This window comes from Devosia sp. MDV22-iso42 (assembly GCF_058629155.1).
In genome coordinates, this window is record NZ_JBZVWR010000001.1 from 17,132 (window position 1) to 42,300 (window position 25,169).

A 25,169-nucleotide genomic window follows, 5' to 3' on the forward strand; every position below is an offset into this window, starting at 1 on the left:
AGGGTCTTGCAGATCTATCTGCCGATCGCCGAGCTTTCGATGAACCTCTTCTTTCTCGTGGGGATCGGAGGGGCGGTCGGATTTCTGTCGGGCCTGTTCGGCGTTGGCGGCGGTTTCCTGCTCACGCCCCTGTTGATCTTTTCCGGGGTGCCGGCCTCGGTAGCTGTGGCCTCGGTGACCGGCCAGGTCGTGGCGGCCTCGACCTCGGGTGCGCTCAGCCATTACCGGCGCGGCGGCATCGATCTGCACCTGGCGCTCTATCTGGTACTGTCGGGCATTGTCGGCGCCGTGTTCGGCGTGGCGGCATTCGATCTGTTGCGGTCTGCCGGCCAGCTCGATTTCGTTATTTCGGTGGGTTTTCTGGTCCTGCTCGGCTCCGTCGGCACCCTGATGCTGATCGAATCCACCCGCGCCTTGCTCAAGTCGCGCAAGGGCGTGGTCGTGCGCGAGCGCCAGCCCAACCAGCACAACTGGATCCACGGCCTGCCCTGGCGCGTGCGCTTCAAGAAATCGCGCCTCTATATCAGCGTCCTTCCGGTGCTGGTAATCGGTGTGTTCATCGGCTTTGTCGGTTCGCTGCTCGGCATTGGTGGCGGCTTCATCATGGTGCCGGCGCTGGTCTACCTGCTGCGCGTACCCGGCAGCGTCGTCATCGGCACCTCGCTGGCCCAGGTTGTGGCCATGATGGCCGCCACCACCGTGCTGCATGCGGTGCAGAGCCAGAGCGTCGATATTCTGCTGGCCTTCTGCCTCATGGTTGGCGGCACCGTAGGCGCGCAGTTTGGCGCCTCTGCGGGCAAGCAGTTGCGCGGCGAACAGCTGCGCGGCCTGTTGGCTCTGCTGGTGCTGGCGGTGGCGATCCGCTTTGGCTTCTCGCTGGTCCTGACCCCGGCCGATGTGTTCAGCACCGAAGTGCTGGGCGGTGCCAATTGACCCGCCTGCTTGTCAGCCTGCTGCTCGCGCTGCTGCTGGTCCTGCCTGCCAGTGCCGAGCGCCTGGTCTCCCAGCTGTCCAATGACAGCATCGAGATCACCTCGAGCTTTGATGGCGAGCGGATGACTTTTTTTGGCTCCATCGCCCCCGATGCCGGTTCTGAGCAGAGGTTTGTCACCGGACCCTTCCATGTGGTGATCGTTGTCCTCGGCCCGACGCAGGACCGGGTGGCACGCGAAAAGACCCACAATTTCGGCATCTGGCTCAACACCGACCGCGTCGAGTTCGACAATTTCCCCAGCTACCTGCAGGTGCTCTCAAGCAGCCGTCTCACCGATATCACCGATGTCACCACGCTGACCGCCAACGGCATCCTGCCCGAGGCCTACACACTGGCCGCCAGCACGGCCGACTGGTGGAAGACCGAGATCTTCAGCCGCGAACTGGTGCGGCTGATGGGCGAGGAAGGCCTGTTCGGCGTCCAGGAAAACGGCGTCAATTTCCTCTCCGACAATTTCTACTCAGCCCGCCTGACCCTGCCCAGCAATGCCCCGCCCGGTCCCTATGTGGCGCTGACTTTTGTGTTCAAGAATGGCGAGGTCATTGCGCGCAAGTCGGAGGGCTTTTCCGTGCGCAAGATCGGCTTTGAACGTTTCCTGGCCCTGTCCGCCGTGCAGCAGCCGCTGCTCTATGGCATAATCTGCGTGTTGCTGGCGCTGTTTACCGGCTGGCTCGGCGGCGCGCTGTTCAAGCGCTGATCAGGAACGCACCAGGCGCTGGATACTGACCGGATAGGTCCGGTCCTTGCCCAGCATCGTCACCTCCAGCGCCGGAAAGTGCAGCAGACCGGCAAAGGCGGGCGAGAGGATATTGATCGACCCCGTCGAGGCGCCATAGGCCGGCAGGATGAGCAGCCGGTTGTCATGCACGAAGCAGGGGCGTCGCGTCGACCGGCCATCCAAGCGGATTTGCGCCGCCGGGTGCAGGTGACCCGCGATCAGGCCGACAGTCCCGCGTCGCGGCTCATGCGTCAGCGTCAGGCCAAGCAGTTCGATCTCGGGCAGGGCGGTCCCCACCAGCCCGTTGGGCAGCGGGTCGTGATTGCCGGACAGCCAGATGCAGTCGATGCTGGCGGCAATGGTTTCGAGCCGCACCCGGTCGGCCGCGCCCAGATGCGCGGCGGCATCGGCCCGGTGAAAGCTGTCGCCCAGCGCCACCATGCGCACCGCGCCGGTGCGGCGCAGGTCCGCCTCGAGCCGGCCCAGCGTCAGCCCCGTATCATAGGGCGGCAGCATCTGCCCGCGCCGGGCGAAGCTGCCCATCTTGTCTAGGTGCAGGTCCGCCACCAGCAGCGTCTGCTGGGCATGCCAGTACAGCGCGCCGGAGGGCAGGGGCTCAAAATTATGGCCGGCAAAGCGCAAGATCGGTGTCTCCGTGATCTCGGCCTGCAATTGGACCTGACTCAATTCTGTCCAAGCGCCTCGCGCATCAGTTCGTCTGCCGCATCAGCCATAGCCGATTCGCGGCCTTCCCCGAAAATCGGCTCCTTGCCGATATCGAGCATGACCGGTACGGCCAGCGGCGAGATCCGGTTCAGTGGCTTGTGCACGATATGGTTGCGAATACGGGCCAGCATGTCGCCCAGCCGGCCAATATCGAGCAGGCCACGGGCGGCGTCGCGCCTTGTGGCCTGGATGAGAATATGGTCCGGCTCGTGCTGGTAGAGCACGTCATAGATCAGGTCCGAACTCATGGTGATCTGCCGCCCGCTCTTTTCGCGGCCGGGATGGCGCCGCTCGATCAGCCCGGCAATGATCGCGCAATTGCGGAAGGTGCGCTTCATCAGCGCCGATTCATCGAGCCAGGCCTCGAGGTCGTCGCCCAGCATGTCTTGGGAAAACAGCTCGTCCAGCGACAGCCGATTGGTGCGGATCAGGCCGGACAGGTCGCCCAGCCCCCAGATCGCCAGCGCATATTCGGACGCGACAAAGCCCAGCGGCCGCGCCCGTGCCCGCTCCAGCCGCCGCGTCAGCAGCATGCCCAGCGTCTGGTGCGCCAGCCGCCCCTCGAAGGGATAGCAGACCAGGTAGTTCTGCGTGCCGCGCGGAAAGGTTTCGACCAAGAGGCTATCGCGGCGCGGCAGCACCGAGATGTCGCGCTGCAGCCGCAGCCAGTCGCTCACCTGGTCGGGCAGCTTGTGCCAGTCGTCCGGCGTATCCATGATCCGCCGCACCCGCTCGGCCAGATAGGTCGAGAGCGGAAACCGCCCGCCCATATAGGAGGGGATCTTGGGATTGGTGGCTTGCGCCCGGCTGACAAAGGCCTCGTTGTCGCGCATGCCCTCGAAGGCCACGATCTCGCCGCCGAACATGAAGGTGTCGCCCACCAGCAGCGTGCCGAAGAAATATTCCTCCATCTCGCCCAGTACCCGCCCGCCGGCGCCGATCGGGCTTTGCGACTGGCCCTTCTTGAGCCCGCGCGCCCGCACCAGCCGCACCTTGACCATCGGCTCCTCGATGATGGTGCCGATATTGAGTCGGTATTGCTGGGCCACCTGCGGATTGGCCACCCGCCAGGTGCCCTCCGGCGTCAGCTTGAGCCGGGCATAGCGCTCATAGGCTCTGAGCGCATAGCCGCCGGTGGCGACGAAATCGAGCACCCGGTCGAACTGGCCGCGCGGCAGGTCGCGATAGGGCCAGGCCAGCCGAACCTCGTCATAAAGCGCATCGGCGGCAAAGGGGCTGGCACAGGCCATGCCCATGATATGCTGGGCCAGCACGTCATAGCCGCCATTGACCGGGTCCTCGCTGTCCTGGTGCCGTTCGGCCACCGCTTCCAGCGCCGCCTCGCATTCGAGCACCTCGAAGCGGTTGGACGGCACCAGCAGCGCCTTGGAGGCTTCGTCGAGCCGGTGATTGGCCCGGCCGATGCGCTGCAGCATGCGCGAGCTGCCCTTGGGCGCCCCCACCTGCACCACCAGGTCCACATCGCCCCAGTCAATGCCCAGGTCGAGCGTCGAGGTGCAGACCACGGCCCGCAGCGTGCCAGCCACCATGGCGCTTTCCACCTTGCGCCGCTGCTCCACCGAGAGCGAACCATGATGCAGCGCGATGGGCAGCATGTCGTCATTGATCGCCCACAACCCCTGAAACAGCAGCTCGGCCTGGCTGCGCGTATTGACGAACAGCAGCGTCGTCCGGTGCTGCTTGATCGTCTCGTAGAGGTCGCGATGGGCATAGTTAGCCGAGTGGCCAGCCCAGGGCAGGCGCTCCTGCGTGGCGAGGATTTCCAGCACCGGCGCCGCCCCGCCCGTGGTTTCCAGCAGCTTTGTCACACGGCCGGGCACCGGTTGGGCAATCCAGTCGCGCAGCAGGTCCGGTCGCGCCACGGTGGCGCTCAGGGCGGTGATCTGCAGGTTTGGCGCCAGGCTGGCAATCCGCGCCAGCGCCAGCGACAGCAGCTCGCCGCGCTTGGAGGTCACCAGCGCATGCAGCTCATCGAGCACGATGCGCTTGAGCGAGCCGAAAAACAGCTCGGCATGCGGATGGCTGATCAGCAGCGCCAATTGCTCGGGCGTGGTGAGCAGGATATGCGGCGGCTTGGCGCGCTGCCGCGCCCGTTTGCTGGCCGGCGTATCCCCGGTGCGGGTTTCCGCCGTGATTGTCAGACCCATCTCGAGGATCGGGCCCGTGAGATTGCGCTGCACGTCCACTGCCAGCGCCTTGAGCGGGGAAATGTAGAGCGTGTGCAGGCCTTGATGGTCGCCGGCAACCAGATCGGCCAGCGTCGGCAGAAACCCGGCCAGCGTCTTGCCCGCCCCGGTGGGCGCAATCAGCAGCGCCGATGCGCCGGCATTCCAGCTCTCGAGCACATCGATCTGGTGCTGCCGCGGCGCCCAGCCCTTGGCGGCAAACCACGCGGTAATGACGGGAGGCAGTTCAGCCAAATCTAAGCTCCGGCAGAAGCGTTCAAGTCTTCTGCAAATCAGAAAACACCCTATATGATCACCCAGCATCCCGACAGCGGGCGGAGGAACACCGATGAGCGATCCCTATCCCACCGAGCCAAGGCGTCGCGGTGCCGTCGAACGGTTCTTCGGCGGCAGCCCCGCTGGCGTTATTTTCCGGCTGGTGCTGGTGTCCCTGCTTGTGGGCTTCCTGATGTCGGTGTTCGGCGTCCGGCCACAGGACGTCATCGACGGCGCCATCGAGCTGTTTCACGATGCCTTGCGCGATGGCTTCGGCGTGTTCCGCGATCTTGGCGCCTATGTCATCACCGGCGCGGTGCTGGTCGTGCCCATCTGGTTGCTGATCCGCCTGACCCGGAGATCGTGATGCCCACCCGTCTCAGCCTCACGCCGCAGCAGGCGCTGCAGCGCCTCGTGCCGCATATCCTCGAGCTGGAGAGCCAAGCGCATGCCCGCATCGCCATCGGCATTGCCGGCGGTCCGGGCACCGGCAAGTCCACTTTGGCGGCCGAGATCGTCACCATGCTCAATGCCACCAAGCAGGGCAGCGCCCAGCTGGTGCCCATGGATGGCTTTCACATCCGCCACGCCAAGCTTGAGGCCATGGGGCAGACCGATTTCAAAGGCGCCCCGCATACCTTTGAAGGCGCGGCCTTTGTCAGCTTTCTGCACCATCTCAAGGGCGCCCAGGCTGCCGTCAGCGGCCCCGGCTATTCGCGCCAGATCGAGGATGTCGTGGACGACGCCTTTACCGTCGGCCCCGATGTGCGGGTGCTGGTCGTCGAGGGCAATTATCTGCTGCTGACCGAAGGCCCCTTTGCCGGGGTCAAGCCGCTGCTCGACTATGCCGTCTTCATCGATGTGCCGCGCGATGTGGTCGAGGCCCGCCTGCTTAGGCGCCATGCCGAGGCCGGTCTGTTCAGCGAGGAGCGCAACCGCGCCCATATCGCCCGCAATGATCTGCCGAATTATGATCTGGTTTCCCTGTCGCAGGACCGGGCCGATGTGGTGATCTGCCTGCTCACCGAGCACTGATTCTGCGAGCACTCCCATGACCACCGGCGCGCGTCCCCAATACCCCTTCGACGTGCGCCACGCCGATGTGTGGAAAATCGCGCTGCCGGCCTCGCTCGCCTTCATCACCGAGCCCCTGGTGGGCATTGTCGATATCACCGTGGTCGGCCGGCTCGGCGATGCCGGCCTGCTGGGCGGCCTCGTGCTGGGCGCGCTGGTCTTTGACGTCATCTTCTCGCTGGCCTATTTCCTGCGCATCGGCACGGCGGGCCTCACCGCCCAGGCGGTCGGTTCCCGCGATCCCCGCGATGGCCTGCTCCATGTCAGCCGAGCCATCCTGCTCGCCATCGGCATCGGCATTGTCATGATCGCGCTGGGCGGACCCATTCTCTGGCTGGCCGCCAGCCTGCTGGCGCCGGGTGCGGGCACCGGCGCCGCCCTGGCCGACTACTTTGCCGTCCGCATCTGGTCGGCGCCCTTCTCGCTGATCAACTATGCCCTGCTCGGCTGGTTCTATGGCCGGGCTGCCGCCACCACCGGCATGGCGCTGCAGTTTCTGCTGCACGGCATCAACATCGCCGCCAGCATTGCTTTCGTCTACCCGCTGGGCTGGGGTGTGGCCGGCGCTGCCGCCGGCACCGTGCTGGGGCAGGTCGTGGCCGCCATTGTCGGCCTGGCTCTGCTGCTGCGCCATTATGGTGGGCTCCGTGCCGTGCTGGCCCACATCGCGCCGGGCGAGCTGCTCGATGCCACCGCGCTCAAACGCATGTTCGGCCTCAGCCGCGACCTGATGATCCGCTCCATGGCGCTGATGGGCGCTTATGCCTGGTTTGCGGCCCAGGGTTCGCGCATGGGCGAGGTGGCGCTCTCGGCCAATGCCATCCTGCTCAATCTGCTCATGGTCGTGGGCTTTTTCCTCGATGGCATCGCCCAGGCCGCCGAGCAGCTCACCGGCAAGGCCGTCGGCGCCAATTGGCGCCCCGCCTTCGATCGCGCCTATGGGTTGAGCTTTCTCTGGGGCCTGGCCATCGCCGGCGGCCTCGGGCTGGCCTGGTTTCTCGGCGGCCCCACGCTGATCGGTTTGATGACCACCAATGCGGAGGTCCGGACGCAGGCCACCAGCTACCTGCCCATTGCCGCGCTCTGCGCCCTCACCTTCATGCCGGCCTTCGTCTATGACGGCATCCTGATCGGGGCTACCCTCAACACCACCATGCGCAATGGCATGGTGATTTCCCTCGCGGTCTTCCTCGCCGCCGCGCTGCTGCTGCAGCCGCTTCTGGGCAATCTCGGGCTCTGGCTGGCCCTGCATGTCTGGTTTCTGGCCCGCGGCGTCATCTACTGGTGGGCGCTGGAGCGCCGCCGGGCGGGGCTTTTCAGCGATCCGACCTAGCTGATGCGCGGGCTGGGGCTGCGCGCCTGGTTGGCGAGACCACTGATGGCGGCGCGCAGGGCGGCCGGCTTGACCGGCTTGGTCACCACGGCAATGCCGCGCTCCTCGGCCAGCGCCCGCACTGCCGGGCTGCGATCCGCCGTTACCAGCGCGGCGGGCAGGTGCCCGCCCAGATTGTGGCGCAGCCATTCGATGGCATCGAGCCCCGACGTTTGGTCGAGGTGGTAATCCATCAGTACCAGGTCGGGATACCAGCCCTCGAGCAGCTGTTCCTTGTCGATCTGCTTGAGTGAGAGGGCGCTGCGCACATCGCAGCCCCAATGGGTCAGCAGCCCCTCCATGGCCTCGATGATGGCGCGTTCATTATCCACGCACAGGATCTTGAGGCCCCGCGTGCCGAAATGCAGCTCGGCAGGCGAGGGCTCGGGTTCGGCGCTGGGTCGGATGGTCCGCGTCAGCGGCAGGAACAGCGAGAAGCGCGAGCCGCGCCCCTCGACGCTGTCGAGCTCCAGCGTCAGCCCCAGCGCCGCCACCAGGCGCTGCACGATGGAGAGGCCCAGCCCCAGGCCCTGCGCCATGCGAGCACCACGCTCCAGCCGCGAAAACTCGGCAAACAGCAGCCGGTGCTGGTCCTTGTTGAAGCCGATGCCGGTATCGATCACGTCGAGCCGCATCCGGTTGCCGCGCCGCCGCAGCCCGACCAGCACCTTGCCGCCGCGATGGGTATATTTGATGGCGTTCGAGACCAGGTTCTGCACGATGCGCCCCACCAGCGAGCGATCCACCAGCACCGACGAACTGCTCGCCACGATGCGCAGCGTGATATCGCGCTCGCGCGCCATCGGCCCGAATTCGACCTCGATGCGCTTGAGCAGGTCGCGCGCTGCCACCGGCGCCGGTGCCGGTTTGAGCGCCCCGCTGTCGATGCGGGAAATGTCGAGCAGCGCCGACATGATGTCTTCCACTGCGGTCAGCGAGGCCTCGATGGAATTGGCCAGATCGGCCAGCCCGGTGGATTTGGCGCGCTCGATCAATGTTGACGTATAAAGCCGCGCCGCATTGAGCGGCTGCAGCAGGTCATGGCTGGCCGCGGCCAGGAACCGCGTCTTGTCGTGATTGGCGGCATCGGCCTTGGCGCGGGCACTTTCCAGCTCGGCATTGACCCGTGTCAGCGCCGCCGTGCGCTCGGCCACCCGGCCCTCCAGCGACAGGTTCACCTGCTCGAGCGCCCGTTCCGCCTGCACCCGGGCGGTGACATCGGCAAAGGCAATGACCAGCCCGCCATCGGGCAGGCGGCTCGAATAGAACTCCAGCGTCTGGCCGCCATTGCCGCCGCGCTGGGTGACTGTCACCGGCGAGGAGGTCAGCATGTTGATCCGCTCGATTGCCAGTCGCGCCGCGTCGCCTTCTCCCAGGTCACCCCGGTCCGCCAGGAACAGCGCGATGTCGAACAGCGGCGTCCCCAGCCTTTGCAGCGCCGTCGGCAGCTCCAGCAAACTGTTGTAGCGTGCATTCGAGGTGACCAGCCGCAATCGCGAGTCGAACACGGCAATGCCCTGCGGCACATGGTCGACGGCCTGCCGCAGGCTGGCTTCTGCGTCGCTCTTGGTTGGCGCCATGGACGTGTCGGGACCGTGTTACTAGAGAAGCCCGACTATCGGCCGCGCAGGCAAACCGCGCAAGGTCAACTCTGCCATTGCTTTTTCGGCAGATGCTCAGCAAGGTTTAAATTCCGCGGCAGTGCGGTGCCGCCTTGGGAAGAGGCGGACAGACAAATGAGAGGGCTACCCATGTTCAAGGAATTCCGCGACTTCGCCATCAAGGGCAACATGATCGATCTGGCGATCGGCGTGATCATCGGCGCCGCCTTCGGCGCCATCGTCTCTTCTGTGGTTGATGATATCTTCATGCCCCTGATCGGCCTGCTGATCGGCGGAATCGACTTCTCCAACCTGTTCGTCGTGCTGTCCAATCCGAATAATCTGCCCGTACCCTCCTTGCTGGCAGCGCAGGAGGCCGGCATTTCCACACTCAATGTTGGTCTCTTCATCAACGCGGTGGTCAAGTTCACCATCATTGCCTTCGTCCTGTTCATGGTGGTCAAGGGCATCAACTCGCTCAAGCGTGAGGCGGCCAAGGAACCCGTGACCGAGACACCCGCGCCCAGCCGCGAGGAAGTGCTGTTGACCGAAATCCGCGACGCCCTGCGCACGCGCTGAAACGGGAGGCCAGCCTGCGGGCTGGCTTTTTCCGACAAAGAGCTAGGACTAAAGTCAGTTGACAGGTTGATACTAGGTAAATATACCCATAATTGGTAGTGCTACCTACGCAGTCTCCGTATCGGCGAGCGAGAACCCTTAGTGCAAACTACCGCTTTGAGAATATCGTCGGCTTGGTGACCATTTCGAAGCGAAATATGCCAGGGCAGAGCAATATGAGCGAAGACCTTTATTACCGTTCGGCTTTGAACCGCGACCGGCTGATCCATATCATCGATTCCGACCCAGCCACCTGCGAGGCGCTTAGCGTACTGTTTCGCCTCGAGGGCTTTCAGACCACCTTCTCCATCGATGCAGCCCAGTTCCTGGTGGGGCTGGAGCGCCGCCTCCCCGACATCGTGGTGCTCAATCTGCGGTTGGGCGAGGAAAGCGGCCTCGGCCTGCTGCGCCGCATCAAGGCGATGGGAACCGGCACGCCGGTCTTCATGCTGGCCGACTACCCCCAGCTCGACGCAGCGGTGACCGCTATGAAGATCGGCGCTGCCGACGTGGTCAGCAAACCCATCGATACCGAGCACTTCCTCGCCGATATTCGCGATGCCTTGCGTCGCGACGTGCATCTCAACGCCATGCAGGGCGGCCGGCGGATGATCGAGGTGCGCGGCTTTGCCCAGCTCACCCCGCGCGAACGCGAGGTGCTGCAACTGATCAGCAATGGTCAGTCCAACAAGGAAGCTGGCCGCCTGCTGGGCATTTCCCCGCGCACCATCGAGGTGCATCGGGCCCGGGTCATGGAAAAACTCGGCGCCCGTAACACCGCCGATCTGATGCGGATTGTGCTGACCGGCTGAACGCAGGGCCCGCCGGCGCGGCCAGGCGGGTCTACGCCGGCGGTTCCGCGCCGCTGTCCGAGCTGTCGGCGTCGCGCACGATCTCGACCCTGACCTTGGTGGCAAGGCCGGCAATGGCGCCGATTGCGGCCAGCCAGGGGGCCGTCAGCACGATGACGCCGCCGGCCACGGCGCCTGCGGTCAACGGAATTTCGAGAAAGACCGAGCCGTCTTCGGCGCGGATGCGCAACCGGCTGACATTGCCCTCGGCGATCAGGCGACGCACCGTCTCGATCAGCTGATGGCCGGCAATGTCGAGGTCTTCGGTAAAGCGGCGGTTTCTGGGCTCTTCGGTCATGACCATGCTCCTGCTGTGGATGAGCACAGGCTAGGCCCGCTCCGGGCGCGGTGCATTGATCTGGCTCAAGCCATGCTGGCAGGACGCTGCCGGGCTGCAGGGGGCAATTGCGCACGGGCGGCAGCGCCGAAGAGACGGTCCCCCAGACCAAAGTCAGCGTGCCCCTGGGGGGCACGCAAGGTCGAAAACCTAGCCGCCCACTGTCGGCAGGGTCAGGTCACCCGAGGTCAGCTTGCGGGCGGTGATCTTGGCGTCGGCGCGTTCGCGCGGCAGTTCCAGGCTCGTCCACACGCTGACCAGCGCATGGCGCAGTTCGAACACCATCTCGTCGGTATGCAGCGGCGTCGGGGTGATGCGCAGCCGCTCGGTGCCCTTGGGCACGGTCGGGTAGTTGATCGGCTGGATATAGATATTGTGCTTTTCCAGCAGCATGTCGCTGGCTGCCTTGCACTGGCGGGCATCGCCCACCATCAGCGGCACGATATGGGTCTCGGTCTCCATCACCGGCAGGCCGGCATCGGCCAGGATGGCCTTGGTGAGCCGGGCCTGGCGCTGCTGCATCATGCGCTCATGGCCGCTGGTCTTGAGATGCTCGATCGAGGCGCGGGCCGAGGCACATAGCGCCGGGGGCAGGGCGGTGGTGAAGATGAACTCGGGCGCATAGGAGCGCACCGCGTCGATGATCGCCTTGTTGGCGGCAATATAGCCGCCCATCGTGCCGAAGCCCTTGGCCAGCGTGCCCTCGATCACGTCGATCCGGTCCATCAGCCCGTCGCGCTCGGCAATGCCGCCGCCGCGCGGACCATACATGCCCACGGCATGAACTTCGTCGATATAGGTCAGCGCGCCGAACTCTGCAGCCAGGTCGCAGATCGCCTTGATCGGGGCGATGTCGCCATCCATCGAATAGATCGATTCAAAGCAGATCAGCTTGGGCCGCTTGCGGTCCACCTGGCTGAGCAGCTCGCGCAGATGCGCCACGTCATTGTGCCGGAAGATCACCTTCTGCATGCCAGACTGACGCACGCCCTGGATCATCGAGGCGTGGTTGAGCTGGTCCGAATAGATGATGCAGTCCGGCAGCAGCCGCGCAATGGTGGAAATGCCGGCCTCGTTCGACACAAAGCCTGAGGTGAAGACCAGGGCGGCTTCCTTGCGGTGCAGGTCGGCAAGCGAGCGCTCAAGCTCGACCAGCGGCCGGTTGGTGCCGGAAATATTGCGCGTGCCGCCCGAGCCGACGCCCAGCTTGCCGGCGGTGTCCTGCATGGCCTTGATCACCTTGGGGTGCTGGCCCATGCCCAGATAGTCATTGGAGCACCAGATGGTGATGTCGCGCTCATTGTCGGCATCGTCGCGATAGATGGCGCGGGGGAACTGCCCCGCCACGCGTTCGAGATCGGCGAACACCCGGTAGCGCTTCTCCGTCCGCAGCGTATCAACCGCATCTTCGAATATGCTGCGATAGTCCATCGAAACGTCCTTTGTCTGCTGCGGACCGATCGGGGCCCGAATTCGACGCAGTCTTGGCTTAACGAAGCCGGCGGCGCATTGACATAAGTCAAGATGCCGCGCGACCACCTGCCCGACCCCTAAGCGCCAAATCACCGCAGCGCAACTTGAGACTCATTCTAATCTGGCCGGCCTGTCCCGACAATGCGTCAAACGCGCCTCGCTGCCAGCGCAGCCATGGCCGCGCCCCCACCGCCAAGCAATTGGCGCCGCCTGAAATCGGGGAACGGCGGCCAACAGGCCGCCATGCCGGGCTAGTCACCGGCAAGCCCTGCAATGCTGACGATCACCATATCATGGTCCGACAGCACTTCGCCATCCGGTGCCACCGCGGGCACGATCTTGCTCTGCTCGACGACCACGCCGCGCGTGAGGAACCAGTCCAGCTTATAGCCGCTCTTGGGGCCACGGCTGATGCGGCTGGTCCGCGTCGTCATTTGCTCGAGCGGGCCGCCATGGCGTTCAAATCCGTGGCGCGTGGCGAGCGCGAACAGCGTCTCCTGCTCGAAATCGCCAGCATGGCCGACGCCGGTGTTCAGATCGCCTCCGATCACCACCGGCATGGTGCCCGCCATCTGCTCGATGGCTGCAATCAGGCCGGCCATCTGTTGTTCCCGATAATCGGCCTGGGCCGCGCTTTCCAGATGCACCGAGACCAGGTAGAGCGGACCGGCGGTGGTCATTACCATGGCGGCAATGGCGCATCGCGTACCGATCCGATGCGCCGGGCTTTCTGGCCTGAACCAGTGCCCATGCGCCTCGAGCCGGATCATTACCGGCGCCTGCAACCCGGCGCGGGCCAGCAGCGCATTGCCATGGAAACCATGCAGGTTGACGTCATCGGTGCAGAACTGCAGTTCCATGGCGTCACCCAGTTCCAGTTCGAGGAACTCCACGCCAAACGCATGCCCCATGCCCAGCAACCCGGCAATATCGGCCGCCGTGTGGCGCTGCCCCGTGCGCGCCATGCCATTGTCGACCTCCGAGAGCAGGGCGATATCGGCGCGCTCGTGGGCCAGCAGCGCGGCGGAAGCTTCCACCGCATAGCACCGTTCCAGGTTCCAGGTGGCAATGGTGAGCGGGAAGCCCAGCGGTTCGCCGAGGGTGCTAGCCGGGGCTTCCGCCCGCTGCAGGCAGTCCAGGCCGGCAAGGGCCGCGGCATGATTGGTCTCATTCCGCTCCAGCGCCAGCAGCGTCGCGCGTTCACGCTGGCTGGGGCCGCGCAGCGGCATGGGTTGGGCAGGTTTGACCGCATCGAGCGACATGAAGATCTCCAATAGATATGCTGCGCAGCGCCTAGCCTTCAGCCCTGTCGGTGCCATGACAGCACGGTGACAAGGTCATGACAGCCGGTTGCCTCGCCCGGGCCCGCTTGCCCGCAAGGCCACCGCCGCGCTAAGCCCTGTCCAGCCAGAGGAGATCGCCCATGCCCGTTTTTGCCAACTATCCCAGCCTGGTTGGCACGCCTGTTGTCATCTCGGGCGGTGCCACCGGCATCGGCGCGGCCCTGGTGCGCAACTTCGCCGCTCAGGGCGCCAGAGTCGGCTTTGTCGATATCGCGACGGACGAGGGCAATGCCCTGGCGGCAGAGCTGAACGGGCTTGGCCAGACGGCTCGCTTCATCGCCTGTGACATCACCGATATCCCCGCCTATCAGGCGGCCATTGCCGATCTGGCCAAGGCACATGGCGAGGCACTGGTGCTGGTCAACAATGCCGCCCACGATCAGCGCCATGACTGGGCCGAGGTCACTCCCGGCGATTGGGACGCCCGCATGGCGGTCAACCTCAAGCACGCCTTCTTCGCCATTCAGGCCGTTGCTCCGGGCATGATCTCCGCCGGCCGGGGCAGCATCATCAATACCGGGTCGATCAGCTGGATGATCATGTCACCCTCGCTACCCATCTACGAGACGGCCAAGGCTGCCACTCATGGGCTCAGCCGCGCCATGGCCCGCGAACTGGGCCGCTCGGGCATTCGCGTCAACTCGCTGGTGCCCGGCGCCGTCATCACCGAGCGCCAGCTCAAGCTCTGGCTCGATGATGCAGCCCTAAAGAGCATCGAAGCCAGCCAGGCGCTGGCCGGCCATGTCTATCCTGACGATGTCGCGCGCATGGCCCTGTTCCTGGCGGCCGAAGACAGCGCCATGATTTCGGGACAGCAATTCCTGGTTGACGGCGGCTGGGCCAGCGCCTGAGCCATTCATCTACTGTTCAGCCTCTTTCGTTCATCACCATCCTGCCGTATTGAGGAGGCACCTACAGGCCACCAACCGAATCCTTCAGGGGGATAGTCTATGAAGTCGAAGATCTTGGTCGCGCTGCTCGCGACACTGGCGCTGAGCGCCTGCACCACCACCAATCCGTATACCGGCGAGTCCCAGCTTTCCAACACCAGCGGCGGCGCGCTGATCGGTGCCGGCGGCGGTGCCCTGGCCGGTGCCCTTGTCGGCGTTGCCACCGGTGGCGACCCGCGCGTCGGCGCGCTGATCGGGGCCGGCGTTGGCGGCCTGACCGGCGCCGGCATCGGCTCCTATATGGACCAGCAGGAAGCCGAGCTGCGCGCGCAGCTGCAGGGCACCGGCGTCTCGGTGACCCGCGTCGGCCAGAACATCATTCTCAACATGCCGTCCAACATCACCTTCGCCACCGATGAATCCATGGTGCAGCCCCAGTTCAATTCGACCCTGGTCTCGGTCGCCCTGGTGCTCAAGAAGTTCGACAAGTCGATCATCGATGTCTATGGCCACACCGATAGCCAGGGCGACGACGCCTACAATCTCGGCCTCAGCCAGCGCCGGGCCGTCTCGGTGGCCACGGCCCTTGCCAATCAGGGCATCGACCAGCGCCGCTTCTATATCGAGGGCAAGGGCGAGACGAGCCCGATCGCGTCCAACGCGACCGAGCAGGGCCGCGCCCAGAACCGTCGCGTCGAGATCCAGATCGCGCCCATCAACGGCTGATCGCATCGCCGCCGGAAACACAAAAGGCGCGTCCCGCGGGGCGCGCCTTTTTTTCGAGAGCGTTTGGACTATTGCGCCGGAACGACTGGCTCCTGGACCGGCACGGCTGGATCGGTCGCCGGGGCGACGACGCTTTCCGAGGTTGGCGTGCCTGGCTGCACATCGGTGCCCGGTGCGCCGGAAAACACCTGCATCAGCAGGATGATCGCGACCACCACGGCCAGCGCGCCAATGCCATAGAGCCACCAATTGGTCGGGCCGGTGGATCCCACCGTCTCGTCATGCTCCCCCGCCACCTTGAGCGTGGAATTGTCGGGTACGTCGAGCCGCGCGCCATTTTCGTCGACCAGAAAATCGACATTGGCGACCTTGGGGCCCGGCTCCTGGGGTGCTGTTGCCATCAGATATCTCCCTTGACTATGTGTCGTCAGCGACACGGTCCTGCGCATCGTCGCAAGATGGCGACAGCCGCAACAAGGGAACGCCCCGCGGACGGCGCAGTTCCGAAATGCGCCTGCATTGCCCCTTGGGTTCCCAACGGATTGGCCATTTTCGATCACATTTCTTGGATGGAACTGAGCCCGTGCGGGTCACGTTAGCCCTTCACATCCAACCAAAGGAGTTTGCCAATGGCTTACGATGACAACCGCACCCAGGACGCCAGCGTCAAGGAAACCCATGACCTGATCGCCTCCGACAAGGTCGAAGGCACCAAGGTCTATGATCCGCGCGGTGAGCATATTGGCTCGATCGAGCGCCTGCTGATTGAAAAGCGCAGTGGCAAAGTCTCCTATGCCGTGCTCAGCTTCGGCGGCTTTCTCGGCATTGGCGACGAGCACTATCCGCTGCCCTGGTCCAAGCTCGACTATGACGAAAGCCTCGGAGGCTACCAGGTCGACGTGACCAAGGAGCAGGTCGAAGGCGCGCCCAAATACGACAATGACGACGATTATTGGACCCCGGAAAACGGCCGTCGTGTCTACGATTATTACGGTGTTGCCCCGTACTGGATTTAACCTAGCCCGATGTGGGGATCGGGCCCGGCGGGCTCGATCCCACCAGCAAGCCGGCGTCCCTCGGGGCGCCGGCTTTTTCTTGCGCATCAGGCTGACCTGGCGAAGGGCACGCTCATTCCGCGGCGACGTGGTCGGCGTCCACGGGTGCCTTCGGCAGGAAGCGGCGGGTGAAGGCGCTGAAGCTGTCGATATAGGTCAGCAGCACTGGCACCACCAGCAGCGTCAGCACCGTCGAGCTGATCAACCCGCCGATCACGGCATGCGCCATGGGCGCGTTCTGCCCGCTGCCGGCATGCAGGTTAAGCGCCAGTGGCAGCATGCCAAAGATCATCGCCAGCGTCGTCATGATGATGGGCCGGAACCGCGTCGTGCCGGCTTCCACCAGCGCCTCGTAAAGGTTCATGCCGCCCCGAACATGCTGATTGGCATTGTCGACCAGCAGGATGGCGTTCTTGACCACCAGGCCCATCAGCATGATGAAGCCGATGGCCGAGAACATGTTGAGCGTCGACCCCCCTACCAGCAGCCCCACCATCACCCCGATCAGCGCCAAAGGCAGCGAGCCCATGATGGCGATCGGCTGCAGGAAGCTGCCGAACTGGCTGGCCAGCACCAGGTAAGATGAAGATCACCGCCAGCAGCAGTGCCGAACCGATGGCGCCCATCGTCTCGGCAATCTGCTCGACCTCGCCGCCGAACGAGCTGCGATAGCCCACGGGAAAGCTGAGCTCGGCGACCGCCGCCTGCAATTGCGGCGTGACCGCGCCCAGCTCGACGCCCTCGAGATAGGCCTCTACCGTCACGCCCCGCTGCAGGTCCTGCCGGTTGATCGTCGCCGGGCCGGTGCTTTCGACGATGTCGGCGACCTGCGACAGCGTCACCATGCCGCTCGAGCCGCTGGCGCCGGACTGGGCAATCGGCAGATTGCCGATGGCGTCGATATCGTTGCGCAACCCTTCGGGCAGCCGCACCACCACCGAATAGATCTGCCCATTCGGCGCGGTCCAGTCGGCGACATCCTCGCCGCTGACCAGCGGCGACAGCGTGTCGGCGACCTGGGCCAGCGAAATGCCCAGCGCATTGGCCAGGTCGCGGTTGACATTGACGCCCACCACCGGCTGCGCCTCGTCCAGGCTCGAGGTGATGTCGATCAGCCCGTCGATCCCCGCCATTTGCGCTGTCAGCTGATCGGCCAGCCGTTCGAGCACGGCGAAACTGTCCCCATAGATGGTGATGGAGACCGGGGCACTGGTCTGGCCCAGGCCCGAGGCCGCCGAGACCTGGAACTTGGCGCCTGGCACCGCGTCGAGCAGGCGGCGGATCTGCGGCATGAGGTCGACAGGCGTGATGTCGCGCTCGCTTTTGTCCACCAGCGCCACCGTCATGGAGCCCGAATTGGCGCCGGAAGCCGCAAGGCCACCGGCCACCGTGGAATAGGTGGTCTCGACCACCGGCATCGCCCGGATCAGCCGTTCCGCCTGCCGCAGCTTGGCCGCGGTATAGTCCTGGCTCGACCCCGCCGGCGTTTCCACCGAGACGGTGAAATTGCCATTGTCGGTTGCCGGAATGAACTCGACGCCCACCCGCGGGAACAGCGCCAGAGCGCCCACCAGCGACAGCAGCGCGACCAGCAGTACCGTCTTGCGGAACTTGAGACCCCAGCGGATCAGATGGCGATAGCCGCCGGTAATCCACTCGAACAATCTGTCGAACTGCTGCACCGCCCGGCCGATCGGGCCGCGCTTGGCATGGGGGCTGGAGGCCGGATCGTACCAGACGCTGGACAGCATCGGATCGAGCGTGAAGGCCACGAACAGCGAGATCAGCACCGCCACCGAAACGGTCACCCCGAACTGCAGGAAGAACCGCCCCATGATGCCGTCCATGAAGGCGACAGGCAGGAACACCGCAACGATGGACAGCGTCGTCGCCATCACGGCGAGGCCAATCTCATTGGTGCCGTCGAACGCAGCCTGCCGGTGGCTCTTGCCCATATGCAGGTGGCGCGTGATGTTTTCGCGCACCACGATGGCATCGTCGATCAGGATGCCCACCGCCAGCGACAGGGCCAGCAGCGTCATCATGTTGAGGGTGAAGCCCAGGAAGTTGAGCGCCACCATGGTGCCGATGATCGAGATGGGCAGCGTCAGCCCGGTGATCACCGTCGATCGCCAGGAATTGAGGAACAGGAAGACGATGACGACGGCCAGCAGCGCCCCCTCGATCATCATGTTCTGCACCGCGTGGAAACTGTCTTCCACCGGCTGGGCATTGTCGACCACCACCTGGATGGACACCGCCCCGTCGGGCAGCTCATTGGCCACCAGGTCGTCAATGGTGTCGCGGATGGCCTTGGCCACGCCCACCGTATTGGCGCCCTGGGTCTTGAGAATATCGACAGCCAGGGCCCGCTCGCCATTCAGGATGGCTAGGCTCGCCGCTTCGCCGGTGCCGTCCTCGATGGTCGCCACATCGCGCAGCGTCACCGGCTGGCCGCTCTGGTTGCCCACGATGATGTCGTAGAAGTCGTCCTGGTCCTCCAGCCGACCCAGCACCTGGATCGACTGCACGGTGCTGTCCTGGGTGATGGCGCCGGCGGCCAGATCCTGGTTGGCCGCCCGTAGCGCCTGGGTAACCGCGCTGGGGCTGATATTGAAGGCGGTCAGGCGATCGGGATCGATCTGGATATTGAGCTGGCGCGGCACCCCGCCCACCACCGTGGCGCTGCCCACGCCGCTGATATTGGAAAGGCGCGTGACGATGATGTCTTCGGTAAGCGCCGTCAGGTCGCGGCCCGACAGCGTGCTCGAGCTGACCGCCAGCGACAGGATCGGCAGGGCGCCTGGATCAAAGCGCAGCACGCGCGGATCGCCGGCCCCGTCCGGCAGCAGGGCGCCGACCGGATCGATCTTGTCGCGCACTTCCTGCGCCATCTGCTGGGAGTCCTGCTCCAGGTCGAAGATCATCAGCACCAGCGCCCGGCCGGCCTGCGCCGTCGACCGGATGGTGTCGAGCCCGGCAATGGTATTGACCGCGTCCTCGATGGGCTGCACCACGTCGGCCTCGACCGCCTCGGGCGACGCGCCGGGGTAGCTCACCACCACGGCGACCACCGGAAAGTCCACGTCCGGCATCGATTCGATCGGCAGGCGCTGGTACGAATAGACACCGAACACCATAATGGCCACCATGACCATGGTGGCGAAGACGGGATGATTGACGCTGATGCGGGTCAGGAACATGGCTCAGCCCTCCACGCGTTCATAGGCGTCGCCATCGGCCAGCTCGCCCAGCGGCGCGGTGACGATTACGTCTCCACTCTGAAGGCCGCTGACCTCGACAATCCGGCCGCGCTCCCAGGCGGCGCCCGGCTCGACCGCCTGGCGCACCAGCGTCCCATTGTCGAGCTTGAGCACGAAGGCGCCCTCGGCGTCCTCGCGCAAGGCTGCAGCCGGCACCGCCATGGCATTCTCGGCCTGGGCCACGGTGATCTGGCCGGTGGCAAACATGCCGCCGCGCAGTCGTCCATCCTGGTTTTCGAGCGCGATATAGATCGGGATGGTCCGCGTGCCGGTCGAGGCGACCGGATTGACCCGGGTCACCGTGCCATCAAAGCGCTGTCCGTCCAGCCCGGTGACCGCGATGGACACGGCCTGGCCCGGATTGACCAGGGCGCCGGACGTGACCGAAGCTGCAGCCTGGAACTCCATCTCGGCCAGATTGACGATGGTGAACAGCGCGGTCCCTGCCTGGATGGTCTGGCCCGGTTCGACCGAGCGCTCAGAAACCACGCCATCGAGCGGCGACAGCACCGTCGCATTGCTCAGGGCGAGCTCGGCCGTCTGCACGGCACTTTGCAGCGCCGCAAAATTGGCCTGCAGCGCTGCCGTTGCTGAGCGCGCCTGCTCCAGCGCCGAGGGCGTGGCCAGGCCCTGCCGGGTCAGTTCCTCGGTGCGATCGAGCTGCTGGCGCGACGATTCCAGCTGGGCCTGCGTGGCATTGGCGGTGGCCTGCTGCTGGCTGAGCTGCAGCTCCAGGTTGGCCCGGTCGATCTCGGCCAGCACGTCGCCCACGGCGACGCTGTCGCCCGGCCGCACGGCCACGCTCAGCACGCGTCCCGAGGCCTGCGAGGCGACGGCGGCCTGCTGCGCCGGCACTAGCGTGCCTGTGACCTTGGCGGTCTGCGTCAGCGTCGTTGGCCCCATTTCGGTCACTTCCGAGGCCAGCAGCTGATGCACGGTGGCGGTCTCTGCCACCGCCACCGGCGCCGGTTCAGGCGGCCGGGTCAGCACAAAGGCCGCGACGCCCACGACCACCAGCCCCAGCACGATCCACGGCACGATCCGACGCTTCGGCTTGAGGCCCTCGGCCACCCGCTGCCCGTTCAGCTTCTCGCGTCGGCTCTGTGCCCATTCGGGTTTGTCATGTGCCTCGGTCATGCCTTGTCCTTTCCGCTCGTCTGCTCGTCGCGCACGGCCTCGGCCCAGCGCTGCAGGAATGCTGCAGACTTTTCATAAAAATTGCTCAGCTCGACGATCCGCGCCGCCGCTTCCGGCTTTTCCGCGCGGATCGGATCGACGAAATCGGCTATGGTATGGGCATGCTGGGCAAACTGCTGCGCCACTTCGGCGAGCAGGTCGTCATAGGGAAACCCTACCAGCTGGTAATAGTCCTGCCGGTCCCCGGTATGGGCGGTCAGGCGAATGATGCCGCGCTTGGCCAGCAGCCGCGCATTGGTGCTGACACTGGCCCGGCTGACGCCCAGCTGTTCGCTGATCTGCTGCAGGCTGAGCTCGTGCCCCTCGATCACCAGCAGTCCGAAGATGCGCCCGGCAATACGGGTGTCGCCGCGCTCCTGCGACATCAGGCCCATTTCTTCGACAAACCGCTCAACGGATGACACGCCAGGCTCCAGTCTCATTCATTTCATTCAGTATGTACTGAATGAAATGATTTTTGTACAGGCTGGCAGTCCGAGTCTGGCGCCATGGGCGCGCAGCCGGGATATGCAGGCTTCGCCTCGTCACGGCGGCCGGCCGGATTGTCGTTGTCGTCGTTGCGGCTATGGGTTTGAGGGGGCGGGACGCTGCCATCCGGGTGGCCATGACCACTGTGATGCCAGGCCAAGAATAACGCGCACATACCAGGTGGTCGACGGCGTCAGGAAGCTCGCCCGGGTTCATGCCAGAAAGGTGCCCCGGCAGCGTTACACGCGCCAGGGCTTGGCGGAATCAATGCTTGGGCAAAGACCGCGGTTGTACAATATGGTACAATGAATGCATGCTTCAAGGGACTGACCACAATGTGTGGACAGTCCGCAGTCAGGCGCCGCCGGTTCGGCCGCCGACAATGACCCCCGACATAGCCGTATCGCCCAACCTTGTTCACTGCCAGGGGAGGCCGCCCGGGTGCGAGGTCGCACTTAAGTATTCCGGCGACCTTTAAAAATATAACAGACTCATTGTGGTCAAATGTGGCGATTTTGAAAAGTCAAATCACCATAATAATCACAAAATAGGGATATATCTCTAGGTTTTCAATTATATAGAGCGTAAGGCGGATCTATATACAAATATTGTTCTGACGATTTCAAAATTCAATATTATAATGAGGCGCAAAATGAATCGTATTATTTCTGCCGCAGCGTTTATTGCTGCCGGATCTTCCTTGTTGGTTCTTCCTGCCGGCGCGCAGACGACTACCGATACGATCGGCGTCAGCCTCACTGTGGAGGCCGAGTGCACGCTTTCAGCTGCGGATTTGGCATTTGGGTCGACCGGTCTGGTGGATGCCGACATTGATGCGCAGACCGACCTGACGGTTGAGTGTACCGCAGGCTCGCCCTATGCCATCGGCCTGAGTGCCGGCGCCGGCGTGGGTGCGACTGTCACCGACCGCTTGATGACGCACACAACCGTGCCCGCCAACACTGCCGCTTACGGCCTCTATCAGGACACGGGCAGAACAACGAACTGGGGCGATACCCAAGGCACTGATACTCTCGCTAGCGCGAGCGCGACCGGCGCGCCTGAGACGGTAACCGTGTATGGCCGCGTGCCCGCCGGACAGAACATTCCTACCGGTGCCTATGCCGACACCATCACCGCCACCATCTGGTACGGCACTGACGTGTTGTAGGGAGGAAGACCAATGCGCTTACTTGCCCTAGTCGGTACTGTTGCCTTTTTCTGCCTGTTCGGGGCAGCGGCCCAGGCCGCAAGCCTGCGCGTCGCCCCCATAATGCTTGATCTGCCCGGCGGAACCAGCGCTTCGGTGGTCCGGGTGTGGAACGACGATTCTGCACCCGTGCAGGTCCAGATCCGGGTCTTCAAGTGGACCCAGCGCAACGGTCAGGACATTCTGGAGCCAACGCGCGATGTCGTTGCCAGCCCGCCCATGACCCAGCTGGACCCTGGCACCGAGAACCTCATTCGCGTCGTCCGGACTTCGACAACCCCGGTCAATGGACGCGAGAGCTACCGGTTGCTGATCGACCAGTTGCCAAACCCCGGGCAGGCGCGTCCGGGAACCGTGAGCGTATTGGTGCGCCACGCGATTCCGCTCTACTTCGCTGAATAACAAGCAACGGCCCGGCATCGCCAGCATTGCGCTGGTACTTGCCTGGCTCGCCGTGCTGGGTGCAGCACCAATCTTCCCTGCATTGGCGCAGTATAGCGACGCCGCCACCACTGCCGGGCGCGATCTGTACCTGGAAATCTTCATCAACGGGACGTCACGCCATCTCATTGCGGAAGTGCATGAGGATGTCGACGGGTCGCTGTCAATTGATCCCGTGCAATTGCGCAACGTGGGCATTCTGCCTGTCGCCACCCATCGGCCGGACGGTCGCATCGCGCTGGCCAGCCTGCGCGATGTCAACTTCGAATTTGACGAACTGCTGCAGACGCTTTCTTTTACCGCCAATGACGCCGGGCGCGCGCCCCTTGTGGTTGCCGCCAACGGCAAGGCGGCCAAACACGCCGCTGCGCTCGAGCCATCACAGGTCGATCTCGGCGCTCTGCTGAACTATTCGCTTTATAGTGGCGCCAGCTATGACTCGGTGGACGCAGACTTGACTTTGAGCGCGCTGTCGGGCGCCTTCGAGGCGCGCATTTTCGGGCCTTTTGGCCTGGTTGGACAGACATTCTCGGCAAGCAGCCAGTCCAGTACAGTCCGTCGCCTTGACAGCACCTGGTCATATTCTGATCCGGAGTCAATGCGCACCTATCGTGCCGGGGACGTGGTGACCGGCGGCTTGAGCTGGACCCGGCCAACCCGCCTGGGTGGCGTCCAGATCCAGAATTCCTTCGGGCTGCGGCCTGATGTCGTGACCTTTCCGGTGCCTGCCTTTTCCGGCAGCGCAGCCCTGCCATCAGCGGTGGAAGTCTATCTCAACGATGCGCGGCGCTTTGCCAGCGATCTGCCGGCCGGCCCATTCGAAATCGCCGATCTGCCCGTCGTAACAGGCGCGGGAACGGTGCAACTCGTCGTCCGAGACGAGCATGGCCAGGAGGTGGTGACCGAGAGTGACTACTTCGTTTCCGAGCAGTTGCTGAGGCCGGGGCTCTCCGACTATTCGGCCGAGCTCGGCTTCGCGCGCACCCGATACGGCACCGACCAGGACCACTATGACAGACGGTTGATGGGCTCGGCGAGCCTTCGGCATGGCATCCTTGATGGGTTCACCGGGGAGGGCCATGCCGAAGGTGGTCCGGGACTGATCAATATGGGGCTGGGTGGTGTCGCTGCGCTAGGCCACTGGGGCGTTGGCGCGCTTGCCGCTTCGGGTAGTTCCAGCGATCTGGGCCTGGGGCTGCAGGTGACCGGCTCGGTCCAGATTGAATTGGGCGACGTCAATCTCCAAGCCAGTGCGCAACGGACATTCGGCAGCTACGCCGACATCGCCTCGGTGACATTCGATGACACCCTCGGTTCCGACAGATCGGCAGGAGCGTCGCCGCAGGATATCTATCAGCTGTCGCTTTCCTTCCCGGCGCCTGTGCTGGGCGCCCGCATGAGTCTGAGCTACAGCCAGGCCGAAGCCAGAGACAGCGACCCTGTGCGTTTGCTGGGAGCGACGTTAACCGGTCCCCTGTCTACCGGGTCTCTCTCGACCTCGGCCTTTGCCAATCTGGACGACGGCAATTATGGCCTCAGCGCCACGATATCGATGCCTATCGGGGATGATATATCGTCCAGCGCGTCGGCGGCCTCCGGCCCGGCAGGATCGTCGGTCAATACCAGTATTGCGCATTCGGCGAGCGAGGGGACTAGTGATATCGGCTGGCAGCTGCGCTATGGCACGGGCCAGAACGCTACCTGGTCTGGCGCGGCCTCGACCCAGCTCGGCGTTGCGGATGTGGCAGCCCGGATCCGCCACAGCGGCGAGCAGACGCAAGCCTCTGGCCGGGTCAGCGGTTCGGTCGTCGTGGCTGGGGGTGATGTATTTGTCGCCAACCGGATCGATGACGCGTTCGCCATAGTCGACGCCGGGGCCCCGGCTGTACCGGTGCTGTTTGAAAACCGGCCGGCGGGGGAAACGCGCGGCAATGGCAAGCTGCTGCTGCCAAATCTCCGATCTTACCAGGACAATCGCATCGCCATCGATCCGGGCAGCCTGCCGCTGGATAGGGTGACGGCCAGCACCCGTCAGACGATCAGGCCGGCTGATCGATCTGGCGTGGTGGTGCGCTTCGTCGGCAATGCCACAGGCGGCGCGGCGTTGATCGTCCTGCGCGACGAGGCCGGTGTTTTCTTGCCGCTTGGAACGACCGGACAAAGCGCCGGTGATACGCAGGCTTTCATGGTCGGCTATGACGGCGAAGCCATGGTCGACGGGCTCGGCCCGGACAACCGGATCACGCTGCAATATCCCGACGGTAGCCAATGCGTCGCCGAATTTGCCTATGCCGCCCAGGGAGGAGCCCAGGTGCTCATCGCCGATGTCGTCTGTCACCCCCTATGAGGA

The 25,169-nt window shown here is 64.5% G+C and carries 23 protein-coding genes and 1 pseudogene; 13 read left to right on the forward strand and 11 right to left on the reverse strand.

Going from position 1 to position 25,169, the window contains the following annotated elements; translation table 11 throughout:
* Window positions 1-6 precede the first annotated feature (6 nt).
* Window positions 7-933: a sulfite exporter TauE/SafE family protein gene (locus AC4NN3_RS00095; RefSeq protein WP_491925109.1), complete on the forward strand. Its 927-nt coding sequence runs from the start codon at window positions 7-9 to the stop codon at window positions 931-933.
* The gene (locus AC4NN3_RS00100) at window positions 930-1,691 is read left to right on the forward strand and encodes a TIGR02186 family protein (protein ID WP_491925110.1); all 762 of its coding nucleotides are present in this window, start codon (window positions 930-932) and stop codon (window positions 1,689-1,691) included. The genes AC4NN3_RS00095 and AC4NN3_RS00100 overlap by 4 nt, the downstream gene beginning before the upstream one ends.
* On the opposite strand, the gene pdeM is transcribed toward AC4NN3_RS00100, so the two are convergent.
* Window positions 1,692-2,399, reverse strand: coding sequence for a ligase-associated DNA damage response endonuclease PdeM (gene pdeM / locus AC4NN3_RS00105; RefSeq protein WP_491925111.1), 708 nt, complete (start codon window positions 2,397-2,399; stop codon window positions 1,692-1,694). It abuts the gene before it with no gap.
* Window positions 2,396-4,879 carry a ligase-associated DNA damage response DEXH box helicase gene (locus AC4NN3_RS00110; protein WP_491925112.1) on the reverse strand — a complete coding sequence of 828 codons (2,484 nt, stop codon included), beginning with the start codon at window positions 4,877-4,879 and terminating at the stop codon, window positions 2,396-2,398. The genes pdeM and AC4NN3_RS00110 overlap by 4 nt, the downstream gene beginning before the upstream one ends.
* 94 nt (window positions 4,880-4,973) lie before the next feature.
* Between AC4NN3_RS00110 and AC4NN3_RS00115 the strand changes: the two genes are divergently transcribed.
* From AC4NN3_RS00115 to AC4NN3_RS00125, 3 genes are read left to right on the forward strand one after another with little or no spacing between them, the layout of a single operon-like run.
* A complete protein-coding gene (locus AC4NN3_RS00115) occupies window positions 4,974-5,267 on the forward strand; it encodes a DUF6460 domain-containing protein (RefSeq protein WP_491925113.1) in 294 nt (97 codons plus the stop codon).
* Entirely contained in the window at window positions 5,267-5,935 is a 669-nt protein-coding gene (locus AC4NN3_RS00120) for a nucleoside/nucleotide kinase family protein (protein WP_491925114.1), read from the forward strand. The genes AC4NN3_RS00115 and AC4NN3_RS00120 overlap by 1 nt, the downstream gene beginning before the upstream one ends.
* 16 nt (window positions 5,936-5,951) lie before the next feature.
* The gene (locus AC4NN3_RS00125; RefSeq protein ID WP_491925115.1) at window positions 5,952-7,307 is read left to right on the forward strand and encodes an MATE family efflux transporter; all 1,356 of its coding nucleotides are present in this window, start codon (window positions 5,952-5,954) and stop codon (window positions 7,305-7,307) included.
* Here AC4NN3_RS00125 and AC4NN3_RS00130 read toward each other — a convergent pair.
* Complete coding sequence (locus AC4NN3_RS00130) at window positions 7,304-8,926, reverse strand: ATP-binding response regulator (RefSeq protein WP_491925116.1); 1,623 nt, start codon at window positions 8,924-8,926, stop codon at window positions 7,304-7,306. The genes AC4NN3_RS00125 and AC4NN3_RS00130 overlap by 4 nt on opposite strands.
* Before the next feature lie 171 nt (window positions 8,927-9,097).
* On the opposite strand from AC4NN3_RS00130, the gene mscL reads away from it, so the two are divergent.
* Complete coding sequence (gene mscL, locus AC4NN3_RS00135; protein WP_491925196.1) at window positions 9,098-9,526, forward strand: large conductance mechanosensitive channel protein MscL; 429 nt, start codon at window positions 9,098-9,100, stop codon at window positions 9,524-9,526.
* A gap of 215 nt (window positions 9,527-9,741) precedes the next feature.
* A complete protein-coding gene (locus tag AC4NN3_RS00140) occupies window positions 9,742-10,377 on the forward strand; it encodes a response regulator transcription factor (protein ID WP_491925117.1) in 636 nt (211 codons plus the stop codon).
* 31 nt (window positions 10,378-10,408) lie between these two features.
* Here AC4NN3_RS00140 and AC4NN3_RS00145 read toward each other — a convergent pair whose 3' ends face one another.
* The 3 genes from AC4NN3_RS00145 to AC4NN3_RS00155 all read right to left on the reverse strand — a co-directional run bounded on the left by AC4NN3_RS00145 (window position 10,409) and on the right by AC4NN3_RS00155 (window position 13,488).
* The gene (locus AC4NN3_RS00145) at window positions 10,409-10,714 is read right to left on the reverse strand and encodes a DUF4342 domain-containing protein (RefSeq protein WP_491925118.1); all 306 of its coding nucleotides are present in this window, start codon (window positions 10,712-10,714) and stop codon (window positions 10,409-10,411) included.
* Window positions 10,715-10,903: 189 nt separating this feature from the next.
* On the reverse strand, window positions 10,904-12,184 hold the full coding sequence (gene hemA, locus AC4NN3_RS00150) for a 5-aminolevulinate synthase (RefSeq protein WP_491925119.1): 1,281 nt from the start codon (window positions 12,182-12,184) through the stop codon (window positions 10,904-10,906).
* Between the two features lie 293 nt (window positions 12,185-12,477).
* The gene (locus tag AC4NN3_RS00155; protein WP_491925120.1) at window positions 12,478-13,488 is read right to left on the reverse strand and encodes an endonuclease/exonuclease/phosphatase family protein; all 1,011 of its coding nucleotides are present in this window, start codon (window positions 13,486-13,488) and stop codon (window positions 12,478-12,480) included.
* Between the two features lie 161 nt (window positions 13,489-13,649).
* On the opposite strand from AC4NN3_RS00155, the gene AC4NN3_RS00160 reads away from it, so the two are divergent.
* Both AC4NN3_RS00160 and AC4NN3_RS00165 read left to right on the forward strand, forming a co-directional pair.
* Window positions 13,650-14,420: an SDR family NAD(P)-dependent oxidoreductase gene (locus AC4NN3_RS00160; RefSeq protein WP_491925121.1), complete on the forward strand. Its 771-nt coding sequence runs from the start codon at window positions 13,650-13,652 to the stop codon at window positions 14,418-14,420.
* Window positions 14,421-14,519: 99 nt separating this feature from the next.
* On the forward strand, window positions 14,520-15,185 hold the full coding sequence (locus AC4NN3_RS00165; RefSeq protein ID WP_491925122.1) for a YiaD family glycine zipper/OmpA-like lipoprotein: 666 nt from the start codon (window positions 14,520-14,522) through the stop codon (window positions 15,183-15,185).
* A gap of 68 nt (window positions 15,186-15,253) precedes the next feature.
* Here AC4NN3_RS00165 and AC4NN3_RS00170 read toward each other — a convergent pair whose 3' ends face one another.
* The gene (locus AC4NN3_RS00170; protein ID WP_491925123.1) at window positions 15,254-15,586 is read right to left on the reverse strand and encodes a hypothetical protein; all 333 of its coding nucleotides are present in this window, start codon (window positions 15,584-15,586) and stop codon (window positions 15,254-15,256) included.
* A gap of 228 nt (window positions 15,587-15,814) precedes the next feature.
* On the opposite strand from AC4NN3_RS00170, the gene AC4NN3_RS00175 reads away from it, so the two are divergent.
* Entirely contained in the window at window positions 15,815-16,201 is a 387-nt protein-coding gene (locus AC4NN3_RS00175) for a PRC-barrel domain-containing protein (RefSeq protein ID WP_491925124.1), read from the forward strand.
* 112 nt (window positions 16,202-16,313) lie between these two features.
* Here the strand turns inward: AC4NN3_RS00175 and AC4NN3_RS00180 are convergent, their stop codons facing one another.
* The 4 genes and pseudogenes from AC4NN3_RS00180 to AC4NN3_RS00195 form a co-directional block, all read right to left on the reverse strand.
* Window positions 16,314-16,769, reverse strand: coding sequence for an efflux RND transporter permease subunit (locus AC4NN3_RS00180; RefSeq protein ID WP_491925125.1), 456 nt, complete (start codon window positions 16,767-16,769; stop codon window positions 16,314-16,316).
* A gap of 112 nt (window positions 16,770-16,881) precedes the next feature.
* Window positions 16,882-19,443 (reverse strand): annotated as a pseudogene (locus AC4NN3_RS00185) (efflux RND transporter permease subunit); the annotation flags it as partial.
* Window positions 19,444-19,446: 3 nt separating this feature from the next.
* Entirely contained in the window at window positions 19,447-20,640 is a 1,194-nt protein-coding gene (locus AC4NN3_RS00190; RefSeq protein ID WP_491925126.1) for an efflux RND transporter periplasmic adaptor subunit, read from the reverse strand.
* The gene (locus AC4NN3_RS00195) at window positions 20,637-21,104 is read right to left on the reverse strand and encodes a GbsR/MarR family transcriptional regulator (RefSeq protein WP_491925127.1); all 468 of its coding nucleotides are present in this window, start codon (window positions 21,102-21,104) and stop codon (window positions 20,637-20,639) included. Before AC4NN3_RS00195 ends, AC4NN3_RS00190 begins: the two co-directional genes overlap by 4 nt.
* 716 nt (window positions 21,105-21,820) lie before the next feature.
* Here AC4NN3_RS00195 and AC4NN3_RS00200 point away from each other — a divergent pair.
* From AC4NN3_RS00200 to AC4NN3_RS00210, 3 genes are all read left to right on the forward strand, one after another.
* Complete coding sequence (locus AC4NN3_RS00200; RefSeq protein ID WP_491925128.1) at window positions 21,821-22,339, forward strand: Csu type fimbrial protein; 519 nt, start codon at window positions 21,821-21,823, stop codon at window positions 22,337-22,339.
* 12 nt (window positions 22,340-22,351) lie between these two features.
* Window positions 22,352-22,780, forward strand: coding sequence for a fimbrial biogenesis chaperone (locus AC4NN3_RS00205; protein WP_491925129.1), 429 nt, complete (start codon window positions 22,352-22,354; stop codon window positions 22,778-22,780).
* 82 nt (window positions 22,781-22,862) lie between these two features.
* Window positions 22,863-25,166 (forward strand): fimbria/pilus outer membrane usher protein, encoded by a 2,304-nt coding sequence (locus tag AC4NN3_RS00210; protein ID WP_491925130.1) that lies wholly within the window; start codon window positions 22,863-22,865, stop codon window positions 25,164-25,166.
* The last annotated feature ends 3 nt before the right edge of the window (window positions 25,167-25,169 follow it).